This window comes from Bifidobacterium sp. LH_413 (genome assembly GCF_056357015.1).
This window is the reverse complement of the sequence record NZ_JBKEVK010000003.1, coordinates 1-25,185: the sequence shown is the minus strand read 5'-3', so window position 1 is coordinate 25,185 and position 25,185 is coordinate 1. Positions and strand designations below refer to the sequence as shown.

The following is a 25,185-nucleotide window of genomic DNA, read 5'->3' as shown; positions in this document are numbered from 1 at the left end:
GCTCCCCTTGACAGGGGAGCTGTCGGCATAGCCGACTGAGGGGTAGACGAAACCTAAGGAGATTCCATGCCCATCACACCGATCTGGCCGGCCGCCTCGGCCGTCGACCCCGAAACCGGCGCGCTCACCTTCCACGGGCGCACCGCCGAATCCCTGCTCGACGAGTTCGGCTCGCCGCTCTACCTCATCGACACCGACGAGGTGCGCGACCGCGCCCGTTACTTCGTCAAGGCCGCCGCCGACGCGTTCCACACGTCCACCACGCACGTGAGCTTCGCCGGCAAGGCGTTCCTCTCCAAGGAGATCGTGCGCATCGTCACCGAAGCGGGCATGCTCGTCGACACCTGCTCGATGGGCGAGATGCGGATCGCGCTCGCCGCCGGCGCGCCCGGCCGCCGCCTCGTGCTCCACGGCAACAACAAGTCCGATGAGGAGATCGCGCTCGCCATCGAGGAAGGCTTCGCGAAGATCGTCGTCGACTCGCCCGACGAGCCGGCGCGCATCGCCGCCATCGCCGAAAAGCTCGGCAAGCGCGCCAAGGTGATGCTGCGCGTCACCGCCGGCATCCACGCGGGCGGCCACGAGTACATCTCCACCGCGCACGAGGATCAGAAGTTCGGCGTGCCGCTGCTGCCCGCCGGCGCGGACGCGGGCGTGCTCGGCGTGCTCGACACGCTCGCCGCCGAACCGACCGCCGCGACCCCGGCCGCGACCAACGCGCGACTCGCACAGCGCGCCGGCGCGACCGACGGCGAACGCGAACTCCAGTACGACGTGAAGTACCCGTACGACCTGAGCCACGAGCAGGTCTCCGAGACGGACAAGGCGCTCGCCGAGGCGATGAGCACCGTGGCCGACGGCCCGGCGCTCGCCGTGCTCAAGGACATCCTCCGCCATCAGGACACGCTCGAACTGGTCGGCATCCACTCGCACATCGGCTCGAACATCCACGATGCGGACGCGTTCATCCAGGCCGCCAAGCGCATGATGCTGCTGCGCAAGACGTTCTACGCGACCGACGCGTACACGCTGCCCGAAGTCGACCTGGGCGGCGGCTACTCCGTCGCGTACACGGACGGCGAGGATTCGATGGACGTGCGCCGCGAGCTCGCGCGCCTCGCCGAGGCGGTCACGGGTATCAACCGCGCGCTCGGCATGCCCGCGCCGGCGATCAGCTTCGAGCCGGGCCGTTGGATCGTCGCGCCCGCCGGCGTGACCCTCTACCGTGTCGGCACCATCAAGCCCGTGCACCTGAGCGACGCGAAGGATAAGGCGGGCGAGCCGATCACGGAACGTGTGTACGTGTCCGTCGACGGCGGCATGAGCGACAACATCCGCCCCGCCCTGTACGGTGCCGACTACACGGCCCGCCTCGCCAACCGCCGCGGATCCGACGAGACGATGCTCGCGCGCGTCGTCGGCATGCACTGCGAGTCCGGCGACATCGTCGTGCACGAGGTGCGGCTGCCCGCCGACCTTAAGCGAGGGGACATCCTCGCCGTGCCGGTCACCGGCGCGTACGGCCGCACGATGGCGTCGAACTACAACCAGGCGCTGATCCCGGCGGTCGTGGGCGTGGGGGAGGACGGCGCGCACGTGATGCTGCGCCGCCAGACCATCGACGACCTGCTCGCGCTCGATGTGAGCGAGTGAGGCGGAGGGCGGTCGCCCGATACCCCCTCAGTCGCGCGAAGCGCGACAGCTCCCCCTGAGAGGGGGAGCCAAGCGAATATGAACGCGGAGCGTGACGGCTCCCCCTGAGAGGGGGAGCAGGGGATGGCGACCGAGGGGTTGCGTGTCGGAAAGAGGCCGTAGGATGGACGGGTAGACTCGCCGTCCATCAGAAGGGAATTTCCGTGGCTGACCAGAACGCAACCCCCATCCGCGTCGGACTGCTGGGTGCCGGCACCGTGGGCTCGCAGACCGCACGTCTCATCGTCGAGCAGAAGGACGAGCTCGCCGCCCGCATCGGCCGCCCCATCGAACTGACCGGCGTCGCCTGCCTCGATCCGAAGGAGACCGAGCGGTTCCCGTGGATCGACCAGTCGATCGTCACCACCGACACGATGAGCGTCGCCACGAACTCCGACATCGTCATCGAGCTGATCGGCGGCACCACCGTGGCGCGCAAGTTCGTGCTCGCCGCCATCGAATCCGGCGCGTCCGTCGTCACCGCGAACAAGGCGCTGCTCGCCAAGTACGGCCCGGAGATCTACGCGGCCGCCGAGGCCAAGGGCGTCGACATCTACTTCGAGGCGGCCGTGGGCGGCGCGATCCCGTTCCTGCGCCCGCTGCGCGAATCCCTGGTCGGCGACAAGGTGACGAGCATGCTCGGCATCGTCAACGGCACCACCAACTACATCCTCGACGAGATGACCGTCAAGGGCCTCCAGTTCGACGACGTCCTCAAGGACGCGCAGGCCAAGGGCTACGCCGAGGCCGACCCGACCGGCGACATCGAAGGCTACGACGCCGCGAACAAGGCCGCCATCATGGCCACGCTCGGCTTCCACACCGCAGTCACCATCGACGACGTCTCCGTCGAGGGCATCACCAGAATCACCGCCGACGACATCGCCGCCGCCACCGCCGAGCACAAGGTCATCAAGCTGCTCGCCGTCGTCGAGAACGGCGAGGCCGGCGTCTCCGCGCGCGTCTACCCGGCGCTCATCCCCGAGACCCATCCGCTCGCCAGCGTGCACGGATCCTTCAACGCGATCTTCGTCAAGGCCGAGGCCGCCGACGATCTCATGTTCTACGGCCGGGGCGCCGGCGGCGCGCCGACCGCCTCCGCCGTCGTCGGCGACGTCGTCACCGTCGCCCGCCACATCGCCGCCGGCTGCACCGGCCCGTCCATCCCGCTGTACAAGGACCTGAAGAAGGCGCCGATCAACGCGACGAAGGCCGCGTTCGCCGTGCGCTTCCTCATCCACGACAAGCCGGGCGTGCTGGCCGCCATCGCCACCGAGTTCGCCCGCAACGGCGTGTCGATCAACGGCGTCAACCAGGATCTCAAGCCGTCCCTCAAGGCCCCGGGCTATGACGGTGAGGTCCAGCAGCTGCGCCTCGTCACGCACGCGACCGACGAGATCACCCTGCGCGAGACCGTCAAGGCGGTCCAGGCCCTCGACTTCGTCACCGGCCAGCCGTCCATCCTGCGCGTCCTCGACTGATTCCCAGAGGAAACCATGAACCCCATCTGCAATCAGGTCACGGTGCGCGTGCCGGCGACCAGCGCCAACCTCGGCTCCGGCTTCGACACGGTCGGTCTCGCGCTCGACTACCACGACGAACTCACGTTCACGCTGAACGACGATCCGACCGACGGCGTCGCGCACGTCATCATCCACGGTGAAGGCGAGGACACGCTGCCGCGCGACGAGACGCATCTCGTCGTCTCCACGTTCCGCCGCGCCTGCGCCACGTTCGGTCTCGGCCGGCTCGGCTTCACGCTCGAGGCGACGAACAACATCCCGCAGGCGCGCGGCATGGGCTCGTCCGCCGAGGCGATCGTCGCCGGCATCGCCGCGGCCGCCGCGTTCGCGCAGCCCGGCGCGCTCAACCGTCCGGCCATCTTCGACATGGCCGCGCAGATCGAAGGCCACCCGGACAACGTGGCGCCCGCCGTGTTCGGCGGTCTCACCGTCTCCTGGGACTTCGAGACCGCGGAGGGCGTCGGCTCGGTCGCCATCCCCGGCGGCGATCCGCTGCACGGCGGCTTCCACACGGTCAACTATCCGGTCGACAAGGCGATCACCGCCGCCGTGTTCGTGCCCGACTACGAACTGTCCACCGAGAAGGCGCGTCAGGCGCTGCCTGGCGAACTGCCGTACAAGGACGCCGTGTACAACGTCTCGCGCGTGGGGCTCCTGCCCGCCGCGATGAACCCGTCCGTGCTCGCCACGACCGGCGGGGCCGCCGAGGGGGAGGGCTCCGACGCCGGCCACGAGGCGAACGCGCTGCTGTTCACCGCCACGCAGGACAAGCTGCACCAGCCGTACCGCGGCGCGCTCATGCCGCCGTCGACCGAGCTGATCCGTCTGTTCCGTTCCAAGGGGTATGCGGCCGCCGTCTCCGGCGCCGGCCCGTGCGTGCTCGTCCTGCATTACGGCGACGCGCGTGAGGCCATCGACGAGATCGCCGCCGAACAGCTCGCCTCCGGGCATTGGCGCGTCCTCCACCTGCCCATCAACACCGCCGGCGTGGAGGTCGTGCGCCGGTAATCTCTCCCTCCGTCGCGCTTCGCGCGCCACCTCCCTCGTCAGAGGGAGGCTTCCATGATGAGGCACGGCCGCTTCCCTCGTCAGAGGGAGGCTTGTATCGAAGGAGTTTTATGTCCATTCCGCTGATTCTCGCATCGAAGTCGAAGCCGCGCCGCGACGTGCTGTATGCGGCGGGCGTGTGCCCGACGATCCGCGTCTCGCACGTCGACGAGCCGGCCGCGCTCGAGGCGGCGGCCCGCGAATCCGGCGTCACCGTCGACGATCTCACCATCGAGCGGCGCGTGACGATCCTCGCCGGCGCGAAGGCCGGTGCCGTGCACCGCGCGTATCGTGACGTCGCGGCCACGGCCGCCGCCGCGACGGGCGAACGCGTCATCGCGTACCCGTTGCGTGCGGAGAGCGTGATCGCCGCCGACGCGCGTGCCGCGGCGGCCGGCGGCGATGGCGACGCCGCTGCCGTCGACCCCGCGACCATCGACTATTCGCGCGACAAGATCGCCACGACGCGTGATTTCTCCGGCGTGGACATGCCGACCATCACCGAGCCGATCTCCAACGTGATCGCGCTGCAGCCGGGATTGACGCGCTCGACCGTCGGACCACTGATCGTCGGCTGTGATTCGATGTTCCTGCTCGACGGCGAATGCTACGGCAAACCGCACAGCGTCGACGTGGCGCGCGAACGGCTGCGCCGCATGAGCGGCGCGACCGGTGAGCTGTGGACCGGACACTGCGTGATCGACTTCGCGACCGGACGCGTCGCGCGTGGCGCGAGCCACGCGACCGTGCGCTTCGGCGAGTTCACCGACCGCGACATCGAACGCTACATCGCGACCGGCGAGCCGTTGGAGGTCGCCGGATCATTCACGCTCGAAGGCTTCGGCGGCGCGTTCATCGACTCGATCGACGGCGACCCGCACGGCATCATCGGCATCAGCCTGCCGCTGCTTCGTCGTCTCGTCGGTGAACTCGGCGTCGACTGGACGGACCTGTGGAACGTGGCGCGCGGTGAGGACCTGCCGGGCGTGCTCGACAAGGACGGCAACGAGATCCCGCCGAAGGAGAACGTGCACCAGCCGGGTGATGGCTGGGTGGACTGCGCGTGCGGCCGCAAGCATTGGGGGACGAACGGCGCGTCCGGCGTGCTGCTCGCCCGCCGCGACAGGACGAGCGGCGAGGTGACGCACGTCGTCATGCAGCACCGCGCCAAATGGTCGGCGGAAGGCGGCACGTGGGGCATCCCCGGCGGCGCGACCGCGGACGGCGAATCGCCGATCGAAGGCGCGCTGCGCGAAAGCTTCGAGGAGGCGAACATCACCCCGGAGGACATCGAGGTGGTCGGCTCCTACCGCGAGGACCACGGGCCGTGGGCGTACACCACCGTGTTCGCGTTCGAGAAGCCGGGGCACGAGGTGCATCCGCGCGCGAACGACGACGAAAGCATGGAGATCGCCTGGGTGCCGATCGACGAGGTGCCGGACCGGAAGCTCCTCACGGCGATGCGGACCGACTGGCCGCGCTTCGACGCACGGCTCAGGGCGCTGGCCGCGGACGCGGCGCAGCGGGATCGGTAGGCGCGGCACGTTGCGGTAGGCGCGCGCCCGCGACCGTCTGGAACGTCCGGACGCCGCCGGCGCGGCATCACTGCGCCGGCGGCGTCGTGCTTTCGCGGGCGACGATGCTGGTCGGCAGGATGACGTGCGGCTCCGTCTCCCGCTCCTCGCGCGTGTCGACGATCATCCGCACCGCACGCCGCCCGATCTCATCGAACGGCTGGTGCACGCTGCTCAGCGACGGCATGAGGATGTCCGAGGGGAAGATGTCGTCGAAGCCCATCACCGACAATTGGCTGGGCAACGCGATGTGGTGCTCGCGCGCGGCGCGGTAGGTGCTCACCGCGGACAGGTCGTTGCAGCAGAAGATCGCGGTGGGGCGTTCGGGAAGTTCCAGCAGTTCGCAGGCCGCACGGTAGCTGGTCTGCGCGGGGAAGTAGTCGCCCTGCCGCACGTAGTCGTCGGGCAGCGGCACGCCGGCCTGCCGCAACGCCGCCTCGAAACCGTTGAACCGCGCGGTCGCGGTCTGCAGGTTCGCCGGACCGCGTATCACGCCGATGCGCCGGTGACCGAGCGACGTGAGGTGATGCCCCGCCTGGTAGCCGGCCGTCCAGTTGTCGATCGCCACGCTCATCACGTCGTCGTCGACCATGTCGATCGGGTCGATGACAACGATCGGGATGCCGCGCGAGCGCAGCAGCGACTTCGCCAGATCGTTGAGCCCGCCCATCTGCTGCATGATGACGCCCTGGGGATTGCGGTCGATGATGCCGCGGAAGCACTCCTCGGTGGCCTCGCCGTGGTTCGTCTGGGTGACGGTGATCGCGAGCCCCTCCCGCTGGGCCCAGTATGAGGCGTACTTGATGAGCTCCATCGTGCCGTTATGCTCGATGTACTCCACGACGAGCTCGATGGTGGGGGAGAGCTTCGTGCTCACCAGCGGGCGCGAATACCCATGGTCGCGCAGCACCTGCTCGACCTGGCGGCGCGTCTCGTCGGAGACGCCTGGCCTGCCGTTGATGACCTTCGAGACCGTGGACGGCGAGACCGGCGGCGTGCGGCGAAACGCGTCCGCTGCGAAAGGAACATCATGAACGGGACAGACGCCATGCCGCGCATCACCATCACTGCGGGCGGCCGCACATATAGACCACGGGCCGTGCTGTGGGACCTCGACGGGACGCTCGTCGACTCCGACCCGATGTGGGTGGAGGCCGAACGTCGGTGCGCCGAACGCCACGGCGTCGTCTGGAGCGATGCACTGAGCCGCGCGATGACCGCCGCGCCGCTGCCCGTCTGCGCACGCGTCCTGCGCGAGGCAGGCGTGAGGGAGAGCGCCGACGCGGTGATACGCGGACTCGTCGCCGACGTGACCGCCATGTACGAAGCCGGCGCGGATCGCGGCGCGGGGAACGACGCCTCCTCCATTCCGTGGACGCCGGGGGCGTGGGATCTGATGCTCGCCCTGCGCGCCGCATCCGTGCCGTCCGTGCTCGTCACCGGCTCGCCGCGCTCGCTCGGGGAACGCGTCATCGCCGCCGCGCCCGCCGGCGCGTTCGTGAGACTCGTCGCCGGTGACGACGGGCTCGCGCACAAACCCGACCCCGCGCCCTACCTCGCCGGCGCACGGCTGGCCGGTGCCGATCCGAGCGACTGCCTCGTTTTCGAGGATTCGGCGGGAGGGCTGACGGCCGCGCTCGCCGCCGGCGCGCATGCGGTCGGCGTCGAGGCGTGCGCGCGCGTGCCGCTGCCGCGCGGCATGGGCTGCCCAATCGTGGATTCGCTGGAGGCGGTCAGCTCAGCAGCGCCGCGATGACGGCGATGAAGACCGGGCTGGTCATCGTGCTCATCAGGATGCCGTCCCTCGCGAACGTGAGACCCACGTTGTAGCGGGCCGCGTAGTTGTACACGTTCTGGCCGGTCGGCAGGGCGGCGAGCACGACGCACGCGTACAGCTCCGGCCCGCGGAAGCCCATCATGAAGTAGGCGAGCAGGAACGCGATGACCGGCATCACGACGTTCTTCAACGCCGCCACCGTGAAGATCGCCGGGATGTCGCCCTTCTGCTGCAGCGGCCTCGTGCCGTGCAGCGACATGCCGAACGCCATGAGGATCATCGGCACCGCCGACTCGCCGATCATGTTGATCGGGTCGTAGATGTAGTTCGGCACGGGGAACCATCCGAGCTTCGCGTTCAACGCGGAGACCACGATGCCGAGCAGCGAGCCGATGAGCAGCGGCTGGTGCAGCGGCTGCTTCGCGATCTCCTTGAGCGACACCTTGCCCTTCGTGGTCACGTCGAGCACGGTCAGGCCGATCGGCGTGAACAGCGCCTGCTGCATGACGAGGATCGGCGCGACCAGCGCGCCGTTGCCGAGGATGTACGTGGCGACCGGCAGACCGATGTTGTTCGAGTTCAGGTACAGCGAGTTCAGCGCGCCGATCGTCGCGTCCGGGGCCTTGAGATGGAAGAACATGCGATTGAGGACGAGGAACACGACGCCGACGAGCAGCGCCGACAGGAACGCCACGATGATCGACGGGTGGAAGATGTCGAAGATCGGCTCCTTCGACAGGATCGCGAACATCAGGCACGGGCTCGACACGAAGAACGAGAAGCGGTTGAGCACCATCTGCGCGCTCGGGCCGCCGATGCGCATGCGCGCCGCCACATAGCCCACGAAAATCACGATGCCGATGACGCAGAACCCCTGCATCGCGCTCAACAGACCCGGCATACCCGTAAAGCCCCCTCTATATCGTTGTGATATATCGTTGTGATTCCTTGATTTCTTACGAACCGTCACCTTGAGTGTGGCACAACGGCCCGCCATCCGCCCCGAAATCTCAACCAATGGCCGGGACGCGCGGCAACCCCCTCAGTCTCGCTGCGCGAGCCAGCTCCCCCTGAAGGGGGAGCAAGGAGCTGGTAGGCATGTTGCACTGTGCTTCCCCTGAAGGGGGAGCTGTCGGATCGCGGTGACGACGATCATGATCGGGTTCGCGGTGCTCCCCCTGAAGGGGGAGCTGTCGGCGGAGCCGACTGAGGGGGTGAAAACGGGACGCGCGCCTTGTGTGCGCCGTCGCGCCGTTAGGATGGACGGCATGACGCTTTCCCTGAACACCACCGCGCCGCGCGGCGAACAGCTCGAATCCCTGCTCGACCAGATCATGGGCGTGTACTCCGTCAGCGACGACGAGACCGCCCTCGCCGACGACATCGAATCGTTCCTCAAGGCCTACCCGCATCTCGACGTGCGCCGCCACGGCGACACGGTCGTCGCCTCCACCGCGTTCGGACGCGATTCCCGCGTGATCCTCGCCGGCCACATCGACACGGTGCCGGTCATCGACAACTTCCCACCGAAGTGGCTCGAACCTGGAGACCCGCTCATCCGCGAGGACGTGGCCGCCGCCCACCCGGGCGAACGCGTGCTGTGGGGCCGCGGCGCCACAGACATGAAGGCGTCCGACGCGGTCATGCTGTACCTCGCCGCCGTGCTCGACGGCTCCACGCCCGAGGCCACGCCGAAGGCCGACCTCACGTTCGTCTTCTACGATCATGAGGAGGTCGCCGCCGAGAAGAACGGTCTGAGGAAGGTCGTCGAAAGCCATCCCGACTGGATCCAGGGCGATTTCGCGATCATCGGCGAGCCGACCAACTGCGGCATCGAGGGCGGCTGCAACGGCACGATCCGCTTCGACGTGGTCACGCACGGCGTCGCCGCGCACTCCGCCCGCGCGTGGATGGGCGAGAACGCGATCCACAAGGCGGCGGGCATCCTCAACCGTCTCGCCGCATACGAGCCGGCGGACGTGGAGGTGGACGGCCTGACCTACCGCGAGGGCCTCAACGCCACGCTCATCTCCGGCGGCAAGGGCACGAACGTGATCCCCGACGAGTGCCGCGTGCACGTCAACTACCGTTTCGCGCCGGACAAGACGCTGCCCGAGGCCAAGGCCCTGATGATGGGCGCGGACGCGGGCGCCGAACTCGGCAACGGCGAGCATGTCGCCACCGGCGGCGTGTTCGAGGGCTACGGCATCGAGATGAAGGACGAGTCGCCGTCCGCCCGCCCCGGCATGGACGCGCCGCTCGCCGTCTCGCTCGCCGACCTCGTGCGTGAGCGCACCGGCCGCGAGCCTCTGGCGAAGCTCGGGTGGACCGACGTGGCGCGCTTCTCGCAGCTCGGCATCCCGGCCGTGAACCTCGGCGCCGGCGACCCGCTGCTCGCCCACAAGCACGACGAGCAGCTGCCCGCCTCCGAACTGCCACTCCTCGCCGACATCCTCCTCGCCTGGCTCGTCTGATTCGTCGGGAGACATGGGCCCTGCGTGAACACGCTCCGCTCAAAGTTGTGGCATACTGGAGGATGGCGGTTCTGCAAGCCGCCGACGTGCCAGATGGCGTCGATCCCCTCGCATCGGGTCTTTCCCCCGAATCTTCGCGCGAGCGCCGGTGTCCGCCGTCCGAGCCGCACAGACTTTGACTGGATTTGCTTCTGCGGGCGCAATCGATGCGCGGCCACGGTGAGAGCGTGGTGTGACAGCCGCAGCGAGCCTGAGTAAGGCCTGGCATGGTGCAGCATGCCGGCGAGGAGCATTGTGCCCACTGTGAACAACGATGGGGCCGACGAGGTCGGCGCCCTGAACATCAACGTACCCGAATCCGCCGATTCCTCCGCCGACGCGTCGTCGTCCGCGTCCCCCACGCCCGCCCGTCGCCGTCGTGGCGGCCGTCGCGTGGTGCGCGGCGCCGGTGCCGCCGGTGCGTCGCTCGAACTGAAGGTCGAGGACCACTCCGCGCCGATGTTCGAGGAGCCGAAGCTGCCGGCCGCCGACCAGTCGTCGGAGACCGCCGAGGAGAAGTCGTCCGACCCCGCGCCCGTCGCGTCCGACGACGCCGACGAGGCGCCGGTGCGTTCGCGCCGTCATCGCGTCTCCCGAGACGATCGCGATGACGACGATCGTCCGTCCCGTTCGCGCCGTCGCGCGCGCTTCGACGACGATGACGACGACCGTGACGACGATCGTCCGTCGCGTTCCCGTCGTCGCGCCCGCTTCGACGACGATGATGATGACGTCGAGCCGGCCGAGCGTCCGTCACGCCGTCGTCGTCGCGCCTCCCGCGACGATGACGATTATGATCGTCCGGTGCGTTCGCGCCGTCGTCGCGCCGCATTGCACGACGACTACGACGATGACGACGATTACCCGCGCTACTCCCGTTCCCGCCGCGACGACCGCGAGGACGACGACGAGCAGCTGGAACGCGCCGAGGAGCTGCTCGACGTGCTGCCGATCCACGATCGCGACGATCGCGACGAGCGTGATGACCGCGACGATCGCGGCGACAACGGGGGCCGCCGCGCCAAGCCGATGACCTCGTTGCTGTTCCAGGAGCCCGTGCTGCCGGCCGGATCGGCGCGCACGCGCGACGATGACGACGACGAGACGGAATCCCGCGACGAGCGCGAGGGCTCCGACCATGACGACGAGCGCGGGGACGGCGCCCGCGAGGGCCGCCGCACGCGCCGTCGTCGTCGCGCCGACCGCGACGCCGCCGACACGCGCGCCGACGACCGCGACGAGCGTTCGGAACGCGACGAGCGTGATGACCGCGACGCCGCCGACACTCAGGACGAGGAATCCGGATCGACGCGCACGCGCCGCGGCCGCAACCGCCGCCTCAACGCGCAGGAACGCCGCGCCGCCGCCGAAGTCGAGCAGATCGAGGAGGACCTCGAACTCGACGACATCTCCTACCGTCCGATCGACGAGGAGGAGAACGACGAGAACGCCGACGAGACGCGCACGCGCCGCCGTCGTCGCCGCCGCAACAAGGCCGACCAGACGTCCGGCGACGAGCGTTCCGCGCGCGAGACCGACGATCGCGACGAGCGTGACGAGCGCGCCTCCCGCGACGAGGAGGAGACGGTCACGCGCCGTCGCCGTCGCCGTCGCAACAAGGGAGGCGACGACGAGCAGATCGTCGCGCGCCGCTCCCGCAAGCAGCAGTACATCGACGAGATCACCGACGTGGAGGGCTCGACCCGACTCGAGGCCAAGAAGCAGCGCCGCCGCGACAACCGCCGCGAACGCTCCCGCCAGTCGCAGCTCATGGAACAGGACTTCCTCGCACGCCGCGAGAACGTCGAACGCCTGATGGTCGTGCGCGAGAAGGAACAGCACACGCAGATCTCCGTGGTGGAGGACAACGTGCTCGTCGAGCACTACGTGTCCGACATCCAGGAGGTGCAGACCGTCGGCAACGTGTACCTCGGCCGCGTGCAGAACGTGCTGCCGAGCATGGAGGCGGCGTTCGTCGACATCGGACAGGCGCGCAACGGCGTGCTGTACGCCGGCGAGGTCAACTGGGACGCGACGCGCCTCGAAGGCCAGCCGCGCCGCATCGAACTCGCGTTCAAGTCCGGCGACCCGGTGCTCGTGCAGGTCACCAAGGACCCGATCGGCCACAAGGGCGCGCGACTGACCTCGCAGGTCACGCTCGCCGGCCGCTTCCTCGTGCTCGTGCCGTCCGGCGGCATGACCGGCGTGAGCCGCAAGCTTTCGGAGCGTGAGCGCTCCCGCCTCAAGAACATCGTCTCGAAAATCGCCCCGAAGGACATGGGCGTGATCATCCGCACCGCGGCCGAGGGGGCGAGCGAGGAGGCGATCGTCAAGGATCTGGAGAGCCTCGTGCGCCAGTGGGAGCGCATCAACGCCAAGCGCGAGGAGTTCTGGCACGGCAAGCGTCCGAAGCTGCTGCAGGGCGAGCCGGACGTGGCGATCCGCGTCGTGCGCGACATCTTCAACGACGACTTCACGAAGCTCATCGTGGAGGGCGACAAGGTGTACGAGCGCATCGAGGAGTACCTCGACACGATGGCCCCCGATCTGAAGGACAAGCTGGAGAAGTGGGATCCGGCCGACCACCAGGGCAAGGACGTGTTCGACAAGTGGCAGATCGACTCGCAGCTCCGCAAGGGCATGGAACGTCAGGTGTACCTGCCGTCCGGCGGTTCGATCGTCATCGACCGCACCGAGGCGATGACCACGATCGACGTGAACACCGGCCGCTTCATCGGCCGCGGCAAGTCGCTCGAGGAGACCGTCACCCGATGCAACCTCGAGGCCTCCGAGGAGATCGCGCGCCAGCTGCGCCTGCGCGACATCGGCGGCATGATCATGATCGACTACGTCGACATGGTGATGCCCGCCAACCGCGACCTCGTGCTGCGCCGTCTCGTCGAATGCCTGGCGCGCGACCGCACCAAGCACCAGGTGGCGGAGGTCACCTCGCTCGGCCTCGTGCAGATGACGCGCAAGCGCATCGGCCAGGGTCTGGTGGAGGCGTTCTCCGAGGAGTGCCCGACCTGCAAGGGCCGCGGCTTCATCCTGCATGACAAGCCGATCGTCAACGCCGATTACGACGACCCGTACGCGCTGCGCGGCGGCGACCCGTTCGTCAAGACGAACAAGCATGGCCGCGGCACCACCCCCGCGCCGGAGCCGGCCGGCTCCACGCCGGACGTGAAGGCCAAGCTCGCCCAGATCGCCGCCGCGGCCGTCGCCGCCGGCAACGAGGACTGAGCCCCTATAACACATCCACACCTGACACGCGGACGGAACACGGTTGCGTTAGTCCGCGCGTCGGTGTAAGTTCGACTGTTGGTGTCTGACCGCGAGCCCGGCATATCCGGGTGAGTCAGGCAAGAAGCTTGCCAATTCAATAAAGGAACGATTATGTACGCGATTGTGAAGGCCGGTGGCCATCAGGAAAAGGTCGAGGTCGGCGACGTCATCCTCGTCAACCGTCTCGACGCGAAGCAGGGCGATACCGTGGAATTCCCGGTCGCACTCGTGGTCGACGGTGCGAACGTCACCCTCGCCGCCGCTGATCTCGCCAAGGTCTCCGTCAAGGCCGAGGTCGTGAAGGACGACGCCAAGGGCCCGAAGATCAACATCCAGAAGTACAAGAACAAGACCGGCGTCGCCCGCCGCAAGGGCCACCGTCAGAAGCTGACGATGGTGAAGATCACCGAGATCGCCTGAGTTCTTGACAGCAGGTTTTCCAAACAAGCTTAATTAGTACCGAAAGGAAACGATCATGGCACATAAGAAGGGTGCTTCCAGCTCGCGTAACGGTCGCGATTCAAATCCTCAATACCTCGGTGTGAAGAAGTTCGGCGGTGAGGCCGTCGTCGCCGGCAACATCATCGTCCGCCAGCGTGGCACCAACTTCCACCCGGGCCAGAACGTCGGCATGGGCAAGGATCACACCCTGTTCGCGCTGACCAACGGCTCCGTCAAGTTCGGCGTCCGTCGTGACCGCAAGGTCGTCGACGTCATCGCCGCCTGAGCGACCAGCTGAGATTTCAGCGACAAGCGTTTCGAGAAGCCGCGCCCGCAAGGACGCGGCTTTTTCGTATCCGGCGTATTTCGAACGACCATGAACCAAGGGTCAGGATAGGGTAACAAGTTATGAGTGATTTTGTGGATCGAGTGACCGTCCATGTGAAGGGCGGCGACGGCGGCAACGGCTCGGCCGGCATCCGCCGTGAGAAGTACAAGCCGTTGGCCGGCCCGAACGGCGGCAACGGCGGTGACGGCGGCTCCGTCATCTTCGAGGCGACGCGCAACGCGACCAGTTTGCTGGACTACCGTTTCATGCCGCACCGCGTCGCGCCCAGCGGCACGATGGGCCTGGGCGACAACAAGGACGGCGTCAAGGGCAGGGACCTGATCCTGCCCGTGCCGTGCGGCACCGTGATCTTCACGGCCAAGGGCGAGCAGGGGAGCCCCAAGCACCCCGGCGAGGAGCTCGCCGACCTGCGCCATGAAGGCGACCGCTTCATCGCCGCGGAAGGCGGCGCCGGCGGCCTCGGCAACATCGCGCTGGCGAACCGCACGCGCCGCGCCCCCGGCTTCGCCCTGCTCGGCGAGCTCGGCGAGGAATGCGACGTGATCCTCGAGCTCAAGTCCATCGCCGACGTGGCGCTCGTGGGCTTCCCGTCCGCCGGCAAGTCGAGCCTCATCGCCGCGATGAGCTCCGCCAAGCCGAAGATCGCCGACTACCCGTTCACCACGCTCGTGCCGAACCTCGGCGTGGTCATCGCCGGCGACCGCCGCTACACGATCGCCGACGTGCCGGGCCTGATCCCGGGCGCCTCCCAGGGCAAGGGCCTGGGTCTCGAATTCCTGCGCCACATCGAACGCACCGAGATCATCGCGCACGTCATCGATTGCGCGACGCTCGAGGACGGCCGCGACCCGGTCAGCGACTACGAGGCGCTGGAGCACGAGCTCGCCGAATACGCGGGCTCGCTGGAGCTGCCGCTCGGCGCGATCCCGATCCCGGAGCGTCCGCGCATCATCATCCTCAACAAGGCCGACGTGCCGGAGGCCAAGGAGCTCGCCGAGTTCGTCAAGCCCGAATTCGAGAAGATGGGCATGAAGGTGTTCATCATCTCCACCGCCTCGCACGAGGGCCTGAAGGAGCTCAACTTCGCGCTGGCCGAGATGGTCGCCGAGATGCGCGACGAGGTCGCCAAGCGCGAGCAGGCCGAGGAGGAGACCCGCGTCGTCATCAAGCCGTTGGAGACGCGCGGGCGTCGCCGTCGTTCCGCCGACGAGCACGGCACCCCGGTCGACTTCACCGTCGAACGCAAGGAGAACAAGCTCGGCGAATTCTGGTTCGAGGTCACCGGACGCAAGCCGGAACGCTGGGTGCAGCAGACCAACTTCGACAACGACGAGGCCGTCGGCTACCTCGCCGACCGTCTCGCCAAGCTGGGCGTCGAGGACGAGCTGCGCCGCAAAGGCGCCAAGCCGGGCGACGAGGTACGCATCGGCCGCGGCGACCGTGCCGTCGACTTCGACTGGGATCCGACCATCGCCGCCGGCGCGGAGCGTCTCGACGGCGCGCCGCTGGGCGCGCGCGGCCAGGATCTGCGTCTCGACGCCGAACAGCCGGGCTCCCGCCGCCGCACGAACGCGGAACGCCGTCGCGAATACCACGCGATGATGGACGCGAAGGCCGCCGTGCGCGAGGCGATGATGAAGGAACGCAAGGCTGGCCACTGGGCCGACCCGTCCATCGACGACGACCGCCACGACGAGAAGAGCCTGTTCGGTCGCGGCGAAGACATCGAAGAGCAGTAGTCATCGTGGCTCCCTCTGACGAGGGAGCTGGACCGCGCAGCGGGACTGAGGGAGAGACCACCCGGGGGCATGCGGATCTCTCCCTCAGTCGGCTTGCAGCCGACAGCTCCCTCGTCAGAGGGAGCCGAAACGGAAGGGGAATCATGTCCACACCATCACAGGCCGAGATCCGCAGGCGGGTGGCCGAGGCGGAGACCGTCGTCGTCAAGGTCGGTTCGAGCTCGCTCACGCAGGCGGACGGCCATCTCGACGCCGGCAAGCTTGACGCGCTGGTCGGCGCGCTCGCCTCGACGCACCTGATGGGCGCGCGCGTCGTGCTCGTCTCGTCGGGTGCCATCGCCGCGGGCTTCGGCCCGCTCGGCTTCGACGCGCGACCGGCCGACGTCGCCACGCAGCAGGCGACCGCGGCCGTCGGCCAGGGCCTGCTGATGGCGCAGTACGAGGCGTCGTTCGGCCGGTTCGGCGTGCGTGTCGGGCAGATCCTCATCACCGCGGAGGACACGATCCGCGCCACCCAGTACCGCAACGTGCAGCGCACGCTCGACCGGCTGCTCGACCTGGGCGTCGTGCCGATCATCAACGAGAACGACTCCCTCGCCTCGAACGAGATCCGTTTCGGCGACAACGACCGGCTGTCGGCGCTCGTCGCGAACCTCGTGCGCGCCGACGCGCTCGTCCTGCTCACCGACGTCGACGGCCTGTACACGGCCCCGCCGTCGGAACCCGGATCGAAACGCATCGGCTACGTGCCGAACGTCGTGGACGCGCTCGGCGAGGTGAAGGTCGGCGGGACCGGCTCGAAGGTCGGCACCGGCGGCATGGTCACGAAACTGGAGGCGGCGCGCGTCGCGGCCGTCTCCGGCATCCCCACCGTGCTCACGTGCGCGGGCAATGCGGGACCGGCGCTGATGGGCGATCCGGTAGGCACCGCGTTCGCGCCGGTGAAGCGCCGTGGCTCGACGCGACGGCTGTGGATCGGCTTCGCCGCCGAGCCGCGCGGCACGATCATCGTCGACGCCGGCGCGGCCGAGGCCGTGCGCGGCGGACGCGCGTCGCTCCTCGCCGCCGGCGCGGTCGAGGTGCGCGGCGCGTTCTCCGCCGGCGACCCGGTGTGGGTCGACGCGGAGGACGGCACGCATCTGGCGCGCGGACTCGCCGGCTACGACTCCGAGGAGGTGCCGCGCATGCTCGGACGCAACACGACGCAGCTCAAGCGCATCCTCGGCGAGGAGTACGCGCATCCGCTCGTCCACCGCGACAATCTCGTGCTTGTCTGAAACGTCGCCGACTCACCAGGGGAACAGCCCGTCGGACTGTTCCCTTTTTCGCTCCCCGGGTTTATTGTGGGAGCCATGACTATGGCTGATTGGCAGACTCTCTCCGACCGTATCAATCACGTGACCCCGAGCGCCACGCTCGCCGTCGACTCCAAGGCGAAGGCCATGAAGGCCGCCGGACTCGACGTCATCGGCTTCGGCGCCGGCGAGCCGAACTTCCCGACGCCCGACTACGTCGTCGACGCGGCGGCGGCCGCCTGCCGCGACCCGAAGAACTACAAGTACACGCCCACGCCAGGCCTGCCCGAACTGCGTCGCGCCATCGCCGACAAGACGCTGCGCGACTCCGGCTACGAGGTGACGCCCGAGCAGGTCGTCGTGACCAACGGCGGCAAGCAGGCCGTCTACTCGACGTTCCAGATCCTGCTGGACGAGGGCGACGAGGTCATCATCCCGACGCCGTACTGGACCAGCTATCCGGAGGCCGTCAAGCTCGCCGGCGGCAAGCCGGTCGAGGTGTTCGCCGGCGCCGACCGCGGCTTCGAGCCGGACCTCGCCGCGATCGAGGCGGCCCGCACCGAGCGCACCAAGGCGATCATCGTGACCTCCCCGAACAACCCGACCGGCGCCGTGTGGAGCGCCGAGACGATCGAAGGCATCGCCAAGTGGGCGATCGAGCACCACGTGTGGGTCATCTCCGACGAAATCTACGAGCACCTCAACTACGACGACGCGCACACCACGTACATCGGCACCGCCGTGCCCGAGGTGCGCGACCAGCTCATCGTGCTCAACGGCGTCGCCAAGACCTACGCGATGCCCGGCTGGCGCGTCGGCTGGCTCATCGCCCCCGAGCCGGTCGCCAAGGCCGCCGCCAAGCTGCAGGGCCACATGACCTCCAACGTGGCGAACGTCTCCCAGCGCGCCGCCATCGCCGCCGTCTCCGGCCCGCTCGACGCCGTGTACCGCATGCGCGAGGCGTTCGACGTGCGCCGCAAGGCGATCGTCGCCGCGCTGAACGACATCGAGGGCGTGAACTGCCCGACGCCGACCGGCGCGTTCTACGCGTTCGCCGACATCACCGCGCTGCTGGGCAAGCCGCTCGGCCCCAACGGCACCGTCTCGCACTCCTCCTCCGAGTTCGCCGCCGCGCTGCTCGACGAGGCGCACGTCGCCGCCGTCCCGGGCGAGGCGTTCGGCGCGCCCGGCTACCTGCGCTTCTCCTACGCGCTGGCCGACGACCAGCTCGCCGAGGGCATGCGCCGCATGAAGGCGTACGTCGAGGCGTGACGCGTGCGTTTCGCGTAGATCGCGACATGCCGTAACATCGTTGGAATCCCGTGGTTTTGCCACGGGATTCTCTGTATGTGGACACCTCGAATTGACGGATTCCGGACGAGCCGCTACTATATCTGCTTGGCGGTTTTCGCCGGGCGAAGCGTTCTCTCGAGGATGCCAAGCAAGGTGATTTTCACCTAGGGAAGTGGCGCAATTGGTAGCGCAACGGTCTCCAAAACCGTAGGTTGTGGGTTCGAGTCCCGCCTTCCCTGCCAAGGATCTATGAATACCCTGAGCGAAGGATGAATATGGCGAAGGCTAGCAAGAGCGAAAAGGCCATCAAGCCGAACGTCTTCATGCGCATCGGTCTGTTTATCAAGCAGATCATCGATGAGCTTCGCAAGGTCGTGACCCCCACCGCCAAGGAACTGTTCTTCTGGTCTCTGGCCGTTTTCATCTTCGTGCTGCTGCTGATGGCGCTCGTCACCGGCATGGACTACGGTCTGGGCAAGCTTACGCTGTGGGTGTTCGGCTGATCGTACTGACACACGACAACGAAACCCGAAGGTGAATACGCATGAGTGATGAAGTGAATCTCGAGAATCTCGACGCGCTGCCCGACCTGCCGGAGACCGCTCCGGCCGAGACCGCCGACGTGAACGCCGACGACACGGCTTCCGCCGATGCCGCCGCCCAGACTTCCGAGACCGCGGAATCCGATGCGACCGCCTCCGAGGTTCCGGCCGAAGCGTCCGAGTCCTCCGAGACCCCGGTCGCCTCCGTCGAAACGCCCTCCATCTCCCTCGACGATGATGAGGAGCAGGAGACCAACGAATCCGAGCAGGCCGAGGCCACCGACGCCGGCCAGGCCGCCGTCGAAGCGTTCTCCAAGTCGCTGCGCACCCTCGATGGCAAGTGGTACGTGCTCCACACGTACTCCGGCTACGAGAAGCGCGTCAAGACCAACGTCGAATCCCGCATCCAGTCCTTCGGCCTCGAAGACACCATCTTCCAGATCGAAGTCCCGATGGAGGAAGTCGAGAAGCACACCGAAAAGGGCAAGAAGGTCATCACCCGTGTGCGCGTCCCCGGCTACGTGCTCATCCGCATGTGGCCCGACGAGAACGCCCGCCGCATCGTCCGCGAGACCGAAGGTGTCACCGGCTTCGTCGGCCCCACCAAGGACCCGGCCCCGCTCTCCCGCAAGGAAGTCGTCGCCATGATGGCCCCGATGATCGCCTCCGAAGCGCTCAAGAAGGCCGGCGACAAGCCCGCCGCCGCCAAGAAGCGCACCGTCGAGGTCTCCTACGCCATCGGCGATCAGGTCACCGTCACCGACGGCCCCTTCGCCACCATGGCCGCCGTCGTCTCCGACGTCGAGCCCACCACGCAGAAGCTCACCGTGCTCGTGTCCATCTTCGGCCGCGATACGCCAGTGGAGCTGGGCTTCAACCAAGTCCAGAAGCTCGACTGAAATCCAACGATGGAGCGTTAGCTTCGTTGCTCCTCGGTCGCGGTACCTTGGTACCGCTTCCCTCGGTGCGCCTCGCTACCGCACGCATCGTTGAATTTCAGCAGTGAACTGACATCGGTTGACTGACATTCTTGGAATCCCCGCCTTGGGCGGGGATTTTTCGTATCTGGGGGCATGCGCGATGCGCGGGAATCGCACATCGTGGGGAAATGTGAGGTATCTTACATTTCTTTGCGAGACAGGCGGGGGCGAGGCCGGCGGAATCGAACCGGTTGATGCCAATGTTCCCAGTGCGTCCGCGAACGCGGAACGGCCGCCGGAACGGTATGCGGCACGCGGTCATGCGCGCCGGAAATGCACGCGCAAACGGCGGAAATGTGCGGATTAGTTCGTCTTTGTCTTGGATTGTTTGAAATAAATAGCAATATGTTCGATACAAGTTGCGATTTTGTAAAGGTGGGTTTATATTAATACCGGTAACGCAAACATCGGCAGTGAGACCGATGCCTGTGTTCAAGGAAGAACAACTCTAGGAAAGAGGGAGCGGCATGATTGATCTTGCTGCCGGGGAATCCGCGATTCGCCTGTCGCTGAGCTGGGTGGATTGGCTTATCCTCATCGTCTACTTCGCCATGATCGCTGGATCGGCTACTCGATCCACAAGCAGCAGAAGTCCTCCGAGGACTTCCTGCTCGCCGGTCGTTCGATGCCGGCCTGGATCGCAGGCCTCGCGTTCTGCGCCGCCAACCTGGGCGCCACCGAGATCCTGGGCATGGCCGCCAACGGCGCCCAGATCGGCACGCCGACCATCCACTACTACCTGATCGGCGCCGTGCCGGGCATGGTGTTCCTCGGCATCTTCATGATGCCGTTCTACTACGGCTCCGGCGTGCGCTCCGTGCCTGAATTCATGTACCAGCGCTTCGGCAAGGGCGCGCACGTCATCGTGTCGCTCTGCTTCGCCGTGTCCACCATCCTGCAGGCCGGCATCAACCTGTACGCCATGGCCCTGATTCTGCAGGCCATGCTCGGCTGGAGCCAGTGGACCGCCATCATCGTGTCCGCCGTGTTCGTGCTCGCCTACATCACCCTCGGCGGCCTGACCTCCGCCATCTACAACGAGGTCATGCAGTTCTTCGTCATCGTCGCGGCCCTCATCCCGGTCACCGTCATCGGCCTGTCCCACGTGGGCGGCTGGAGCGGTCTGACCGCCAAGCTCGACAGCATGAAGGGCTGGAGCGGCTCCATCCACGCCTGGGCCGGCACCGGCATCGGCAACGTGACCAACCCAGTCGGCGGCGACTGGTTCTCCATCCTGATGGGCCTCGGCTTCGTGCTCGGCTTCGGCTACTGGACCACCAACTTCACCGAGGTGCAGCGCGCCTTCGCCGCGAAGAGCATGACCGCAGCCCGCATGACGCCTATCCTCGGCGCCATCCCGAAGATGCTCATCTGGCTCATCATCATCATCCCGGGCATGATCGCGGCCGCCACCGTCGGCAACCTGTTCTCCGGCGCCCACCCGGTCCTGCAGTACAACGAAGCCATCCCGTACCTGTTCAAGATGTACCTGCCGAACGGCGTCCTCGGCGTCGCCATCACCGGCATGATGGCCTCCTTCATGGCCGGCATGGCCGCGAACGTCTCCTCGTTCAACACCGTGTTCACCTACGATCTGTGGCAGGACTACGTCAAGCCCGGCCAGAACGACAAGTACTACCTGAACATGGGCCGCATCATCACCGTGATCGGCGTGTTCATCTCCGTGTTCACCGCGTGGATCGCGTCGCAGTTCGGCAACATCATGACGTACCTGCAAACGCTGTTCAGCTTCTTCAACGCCCCGCTGTTCGCCGTGTTCATCCTCGGCCTCGTGTGGAAGCGCGTCTCCAACATCGCCGGCACCGTCGGCTACGTGTGCGGCATCATCGCCCCGCTCATCACCTACATCCTGTACCTGCAGTCCGTCGCCGCCGGCAGCCCGATCTTCGGCTCCGCCACCGCCGAGACCTGGTACGGCGCCATCATCTCCTGCCTGGCCACCTGGATCGTGGCCGCGGTGCTCACGCCGCTCACCAAGTCCAAGACCGACAAGGAGCTCGAGGGCCTGACCTTCGGCACCAACGGCATCAAGTACTTCAAGGAGGCCTCCGCCGAGGAGCTTGAGGACGCCAAGCGCGCCGCGAAGGAAGCCGGAAAGGACGTCGCCACCGTGAAGGTCCCGTGGTACAAGAAGCCGCTCATCCTGGGCACCGTGATCTTCGTGCTCGGCCTCGTCTTCTACATCCCGTTCTTCTAAACCCATCGGGTTGACCCATAGTACGTAGGAACGTCTTAAGGAGTTTGCAATGGCAGAAGAGACTCAGGGCAAGGACCTGCTGACTCAGGCCGAGAAGGACCAGGCGGTCAAGGCGGCGCGCAACAACGATCTGCGCCGGCTCATCGCCATCCTGTTCATCATCTACGGCGTGATCGTCACGATCGTCGGCATCGTCGCGCCGAACATGAACGGCGCCGACACCAACGGCATCGCGATCAACCTGTGGACCGGTATCATCATGCTGGTCGTGGGCGTCGCGTTCGAACTGTGGTGCCGCCTCAAGCCGCTGTCGGCCGAGGACATCATCGCCTCCGCCGAGGAGTCCGTGCGCAAGGCGCAGGTTCAGCACGAAAGCTCGAAGTGAGTCGCGTAAGGTGACTCGCGTGTGAGGCGACATCCGCGCGCGGCCGGTACGCCGGCGTCGCGCGGACGCCGCCGCGCGGGAAAGGGGCCGTCGGGAGCATCGCTCTCCCGACGGCCCCTTTCGCGTGTCGACGACGTCGACGATGTCGGGACAGCACCGCATAATGGGATGGTTTGTGTCTGGAGGGGAGACCCGCTAGCACAGCACAGCGATATAAGTTGCGGGAGGAGACCGTGCGGACATCGCGCATCGCTTCGGCGGCGCGTGCGGACGGACGGCGACCGATTGCACCGCGTTATAGAAAGAAGAACCATAACATGGCTCCCAAGAAGAAAGTCACCGCGCTGATCAAGCTGCAGATCCAGGCCGGCAAGGCCAACCCGGCCCCGCCGCTGGGCCCTGCGCTCGGTTCGCACGGCGTCAACATCATGGACTTCTGCAAGGCGTACAACGCCCAGACGCAGGACAAGATGGGACAGGTGATCCCGGTCGAGATCACCGTCTACGAAGATCGTTCCTTCACCTTCATCCTCAAGACCCCGCCGGCCGCGGCTCTGCTCAAGAAGGCCGCCGGCATCGACAAGGGCACCGAGAACCCGCTGACCCACAAGGTCGGCTCCGTCACCAAGGCGCAGGTTCGTGAGATCGCCGAGACCAAGATGGCCGATCTCTCCGCCCGTGACATCGAGGCCGGCATGAAGATCATCGAAGGTACCGCCCGCTCCATGGGCATCACGGTGACCGACTGATAAGGAGAAGGACAGATGGCTAAGCATTCCAAGAAGTACCTTGAGGCGGCCGAGAAGGTCGATCGCAACAACCTGTACACCCCCGACCAGGCCATCGCGCTGCTCAAGAGCATGCCGACCCGCAACTTCGACGAGTCCGTCGAAGCGGTGCTTCGCCTGAACGTCGACCCGCGCAAGGCCGACCAGCTGGTCCGCGGCACCGTGAGCCTGCCTCACGGCACCGGTAAGACCGTCAAGGTCCTCGTCTTCGCCCGTGGCCCGCAGGCCACCGCGGCGCAGGAGGCCGGCGCCGACATCGTCGGTGACGACGAGCTCATCGCCAAGGTGCAGGGCGGCTTCCTCGACTTCGATTCCGTCGTCGCCACCCCGGACATGATGGGCAAGGTCGGCCGTCTCGGCCGTGTGCTCGGTCCGCGTGGCCTCATGCCGAACCCGAAGACCGGCACCGTGACCATGGACGTCGCCAAGGCCGTCAAGGACATCAAGGCCGGTAAGATCGAGTTCCGCGTCGACAAGAACGGCAACCTCTCCTTCCTGATCGGCAAGGCCTCCTTCGAGGAGTCCGCTCTGGACGAGAACTTCCGCGCCGTCGCCGACGAGGTCAAGCGCCTCAAGCCGACCACCGTGAAGGGCCGCTACATCACCAAGGCGACCATCACCTCCACGATGGGCCCCGGCATCCCGGTCGACCCGAACGCGGTTGCCTGATGCCGTCGCTATGGTGTGACGCCGTTTCGGCGTGATGCCGTGACGTATTGAAGATCCCCGGTTCCGTAAGGAGCCGGGGATCTTTCGTATGTGCGTGGGCGTTGGCGTTATCGGCTCCTCTGTGGTGGGGGCTCCCGGCGGAGCCGGGTGGGGGGAGAGAGTGTGCTCCCCCTGTGAGGGGGAGCTGCCCGCCGGGGGCGGGCTGAGGGGGTTGGTTGTGTTTGGTGAATGCCCGGTTGGTTGTGGGTGAATTGTGTTGGTTGGGGTGTGTGTGGTGGTGTGTGGTTGGGTAGGCTGGTGGATGTAGGGGTTTGTCGGGCCTGTTTTCGACACGCCGTGGGAGCGCCGTCGTTGCAACGATTCGGGCGTGTTTTTCGCATGCTGGTTTGCGGTGTTGGTTGGGTTGGTGTATGTTTTTCTCTTGCTGCCGGTCGGCTTCTGGTTCTTTCCTTTGTGTGGTTGGTTTCCGGGGTTGGCCGTGTGTGGTGGTTTGAGAACTCAAGAGTGTGTTGTACTACTTACTTCTTTATAGTCAATGATTGCCAGTCCGATTCCCGCTCGTTTTCGAGTACCCGAGGGGGTTTGATGGGGGTCGGGGTTTTTGTGCGAACCTCTTTCCTTATTAGAGGTTCCGTCAATTGTTTTTAGTGAGAGTCATCTGTCGATGTCTTTCTGCAATGTTTTTTTGTGGAGGGTTCGATTCTGGCTCAGGATGAACGCTGGCGGCGTGCTTAACACATGCAAGTCGAACGGGATCCTGCCAGCTTGCTGGTGGGTGAGAGTGGCGAACGGGTGAGTAATGCGTGACCGACCTGCCCCGTACTCCGGAATAGCTCCTGGAAACGGGTGGTAATGCCGGATGTTCCAGTTGATCGCATGGTTTTCTGGGAAAGGGTTTTACTGGTACGGGATGGGGTCGCGTCCTATCAGCTTGACGGTGTGGTGATGGCGCACCGTGGCTTCGACGGGTAGCCGGCCTGAGAGGGCGACCGGCCACATTGGGACTGAGATACGGCCCAGACTCCTACGGGAGGCAGCAGTGGGGAATATTGCACAATGGGCGCAAGCCTGATGC

The 25,185-nt window shown here is 66.7% G+C and carries 19 protein-coding genes, 1 tRNA gene, 1 rRNA gene and 1 pseudogene; 20 read left to right on the top strand and 2 right to left on the bottom strand.

The genetic code is table 11. The features are described 5' to 3' along the window. The first annotated feature begins 66 nt into the window (after nt 1–66). The 4 genes from AC1AYN_RS06320 to AC1AYN_RS06305 all read left to right on the top strand — a co-directional run bounded on the left by AC1AYN_RS06320 (nt 67) and on the right by AC1AYN_RS06305 (nt 5,797). Complete coding sequence (locus tag AC1AYN_RS06320) at nt 67–1,653, top strand: diaminopimelate decarboxylase family protein (RefSeq protein ID WP_476532608.1); 1,587 nt, start codon at nt 67–69, stop codon at nt 1,651–1,653. Between the two features lie 203 nt (nt 1,654–1,856). Beyond that, nucleotides 1,857–3,173, top strand: coding sequence for a homoserine dehydrogenase (locus tag AC1AYN_RS06315; RefSeq protein ID WP_476532607.1), 1,317 nt, complete (start codon nt 1,857–1,859; stop codon nt 3,171–3,173). Between the two features lie 15 nt (nt 3,174–3,188). Further along, on the top strand, nt 3,189–4,223 hold the full coding sequence (locus AC1AYN_RS06310; protein ID WP_476532606.1) for a homoserine kinase: 1,035 nt from the start codon (nt 3,189–3,191) through the stop codon (nt 4,221–4,223). 110 nt (nt 4,224–4,333) lie between these two features. Beyond that, nucleotides 4,334–5,797 (top strand): Maf family protein, encoded by a 1,464-nt coding sequence (locus AC1AYN_RS06305; protein ID WP_476532605.1) that lies wholly within the window; start codon nt 4,334–4,336, stop codon nt 5,795–5,797. Nucleotides 5,798–5,864: 67 nt separating this feature from the next. On the opposite strand, the pseudogene AC1AYN_RS06300 reads toward AC1AYN_RS06305, so the two are convergent. Next, nucleotides 5,865–6,824 (bottom strand): annotated as a pseudogene (locus tag AC1AYN_RS06300) (LacI family DNA-binding transcriptional regulator); the annotation flags it as partial. A gap of 42 nt (nt 6,825–6,866) precedes the next feature. On the opposite strand from AC1AYN_RS06300, the gene AC1AYN_RS06295 reads away from it, so the two are divergent. Further along, nucleotides 6,867–7,592, top strand: coding sequence for an HAD family hydrolase (locus tag AC1AYN_RS06295; protein ID WP_476532604.1), 726 nt, complete (start codon nt 6,867–6,869; stop codon nt 7,590–7,592). Here the strand turns inward: AC1AYN_RS06295 and AC1AYN_RS06290 are convergent. Beyond that, nucleotides 7,570–8,514, bottom strand: coding sequence for an AEC family transporter (locus AC1AYN_RS06290; protein WP_476532603.1), 945 nt, complete (start codon nt 8,512–8,514; stop codon nt 7,570–7,572). The two genes, AC1AYN_RS06295 and AC1AYN_RS06290, sit on opposite strands and share 23 nt — an antisense overlap. 367 nt (nt 8,515–8,881) lie before the next feature. On the opposite strand from AC1AYN_RS06290, the gene dapE reads away from it, so the two are divergent. From dapE to AC1AYN_RS06215, 15 genes are all read left to right on the top strand, one after another. Beyond that, entirely contained in the window at nt 8,882–10,087 is a 1,206-nt protein-coding gene (gene dapE, locus AC1AYN_RS06285; RefSeq protein WP_476532602.1) for a succinyl-diaminopimelate desuccinylase, read from the top strand. A 294-nt stretch (nt 10,088–10,381) separates the two neighbouring features. Then, on the top strand, nt 10,382–13,369 hold the full coding sequence (locus tag AC1AYN_RS06280) for an Rne/Rng family ribonuclease (protein ID WP_476532601.1): 2,988 nt from the start codon (nt 10,382–10,384) through the stop codon (nt 13,367–13,369). Between the two features lie 153 nt (nt 13,370–13,522). After that, nucleotides 13,523–13,831, top strand: a complete 309-nt coding sequence (gene rplU, locus AC1AYN_RS06275) for a 50S ribosomal protein L21 (protein WP_476502726.1) — start codon at nt 13,523–13,525, stop codon at nt 13,829–13,831. A gap of 55 nt (nt 13,832–13,886) precedes the next feature. Further along, the gene (gene rpmA / locus AC1AYN_RS06270) at nt 13,887–14,138 is read left to right on the top strand and encodes a 50S ribosomal protein L27 (RefSeq protein ID WP_476502725.1); all 252 of its coding nucleotides are present in this window, start codon (nt 13,887–13,889) and stop codon (nt 14,136–14,138) included. Between the two features lie 122 nt (nt 14,139–14,260). Further along, on the top strand, nt 14,261–15,940 hold the full coding sequence (obgE, locus tag AC1AYN_RS06265; protein ID WP_476532600.1) for a GTPase ObgE: 1,680 nt from the start codon (nt 14,261–14,263) through the stop codon (nt 15,938–15,940). Between the two features lie 143 nt (nt 15,941–16,083). Next, complete coding sequence (gene proB / locus AC1AYN_RS06260) at nt 16,084–17,217, top strand: glutamate 5-kinase (RefSeq protein ID WP_476502723.1); 1,134 nt, start codon at nt 16,084–16,086, stop codon at nt 17,215–17,217. An 81-nt stretch (nt 17,218–17,298) separates the two neighbouring features. Further along, nucleotides 17,299–18,507, top strand: coding sequence for a pyridoxal phosphate-dependent aminotransferase (locus tag AC1AYN_RS06255; RefSeq protein ID WP_476532599.1), 1,209 nt, complete (start codon nt 17,299–17,301; stop codon nt 18,505–18,507). Nucleotides 18,508–18,694: 187 nt separating this feature from the next. After that, a tRNA-Trp gene (locus tag AC1AYN_RS06250) sits at nt 18,695–18,770 on the top strand. A gap of 33 nt (nt 18,771–18,803) precedes the next feature. Further along, nucleotides 18,804–19,031, top strand: a complete 228-nt coding sequence (secE, locus tag AC1AYN_RS06245; RefSeq protein WP_476532598.1) for a preprotein translocase subunit SecE — start codon at nt 18,804–18,806, stop codon at nt 19,029–19,031. A 41-nt stretch (nt 19,032–19,072) separates the two neighbouring features. Beyond that, nucleotides 19,073–19,969, top strand: coding sequence for a transcription termination/antitermination protein NusG (gene nusG / locus AC1AYN_RS06240; RefSeq protein WP_476532597.1), 897 nt, complete (start codon nt 19,073–19,075; stop codon nt 19,967–19,969). Between the two features lie 604 nt (nt 19,970–20,573). Further along, nucleotides 20,574–22,268: a sodium:solute symporter family protein gene (locus tag AC1AYN_RS06235; protein WP_476532596.1), complete on the top strand. Its 1,695-nt coding sequence runs from the start codon at nt 20,574–20,576 to the stop codon at nt 22,266–22,268. A gap of 49 nt (nt 22,269–22,317) precedes the next feature. Continuing rightward, nucleotides 22,318–22,653: a hypothetical protein gene (locus AC1AYN_RS06230; RefSeq protein WP_476532595.1), complete on the top strand. Its 336-nt coding sequence runs from the start codon at nt 22,318–22,320 to the stop codon at nt 22,651–22,653. A gap of 317 nt (nt 22,654–22,970) precedes the next feature. After that, nucleotides 22,971–23,402: a 50S ribosomal protein L11 gene (gene rplK / locus AC1AYN_RS06225; protein WP_476502717.1), complete on the top strand. Its 432-nt coding sequence runs from the start codon at nt 22,971–22,973 to the stop codon at nt 23,400–23,402. Between the two features lie 15 nt (nt 23,403–23,417). Continuing rightward, nucleotides 23,418–24,110, top strand: coding sequence for a 50S ribosomal protein L1 (gene rplA, locus AC1AYN_RS06220; RefSeq protein ID WP_476502716.1), 693 nt, complete (start codon nt 23,418–23,420; stop codon nt 24,108–24,110). A 684-nt stretch (nt 24,111–24,794) separates the two neighbouring features. Further along, a 16S ribosomal RNA gene (locus AC1AYN_RS06215) occupies nt 24,795–25,185 on the top strand; the annotation flags it as partial.

Excerpts from the sequence above, each read along its gene's own strand:
- AC1AYN_RS06320 (WP_476532608.1), top strand. The coding sequence starts at position 67 with ATGCCCATCACACCGATCTGGCCGGCCGCCTCGGCCGTCGACCCCGAA.
- AC1AYN_RS06310 (WP_476532606.1), top strand. The coding sequence starts at position 3,189 with ATGAACCCCATCTGCAATCAGGTCACGGTGCGCGTGCCGGCGACCAGC.
- AC1AYN_RS06305 (WP_476532605.1), top strand. The coding sequence starts at position 4,334 with ATGTCCATTCCGCTGATTCTCGCATCGAAGTCGAAGCCGCGCCGCGAC.
- AC1AYN_RS06295 (WP_476532604.1), top strand. The coding sequence starts at position 6,867 with ATGAACGGGACAGACGCCATGCCGCGCATCACCATCACTGCGGGCGGC.
- AC1AYN_RS06290 (WP_476532603.1), bottom strand. The coding sequence starts at position 8,514 with ATGCCGGGTCTGTTGAGCGCGATGCAGGGGTTCTGCGTCATCGGCATC.
- dapE (WP_476532602.1), top strand. The coding sequence starts at position 8,882 with ATGACGCTTTCCCTGAACACCACCGCGCCGCGCGGCGAACAGCTCGAA.
- rplU (WP_476502726.1), top strand. The coding sequence starts at position 13,523 with ATGTACGCGATTGTGAAGGCCGGTGGCCATCAGGAAAAGGTCGAGGTC.
- rpmA (WP_476502725.1), top strand. The coding sequence starts at position 13,887 with ATGGCACATAAGAAGGGTGCTTCCAGCTCGCGTAACGGTCGCGATTCA.
- obgE (WP_476532600.1), top strand. The coding sequence starts at position 14,261 with ATGAGTGATTTTGTGGATCGAGTGACCGTCCATGTGAAGGGCGGCGAC.
- proB (WP_476502723.1), top strand. The coding sequence starts at position 16,084 with ATGTCCACACCATCACAGGCCGAGATCCGCAGGCGGGTGGCCGAGGCG.
- AC1AYN_RS06255 (WP_476532599.1), top strand. The coding sequence starts at position 17,299 with ATGGCTGATTGGCAGACTCTCTCCGACCGTATCAATCACGTGACCCCG.
- secE (WP_476532598.1), top strand. The coding sequence starts at position 18,804 with ATGGCGAAGGCTAGCAAGAGCGAAAAGGCCATCAAGCCGAACGTCTTC.
- nusG (WP_476532597.1), top strand. The coding sequence starts at position 19,073 with ATGAGTGATGAAGTGAATCTCGAGAATCTCGACGCGCTGCCCGACCTG.
- AC1AYN_RS06230 (WP_476532595.1), top strand. The coding sequence starts at position 22,318 with ATGGCAGAAGAGACTCAGGGCAAGGACCTGCTGACTCAGGCCGAGAAG.
- rplK (WP_476502717.1), top strand. The coding sequence starts at position 22,971 with ATGGCTCCCAAGAAGAAAGTCACCGCGCTGATCAAGCTGCAGATCCAG.
- rplA (WP_476502716.1), top strand. The coding sequence starts at position 23,418 with ATGGCTAAGCATTCCAAGAAGTACCTTGAGGCGGCCGAGAAGGTCGAT.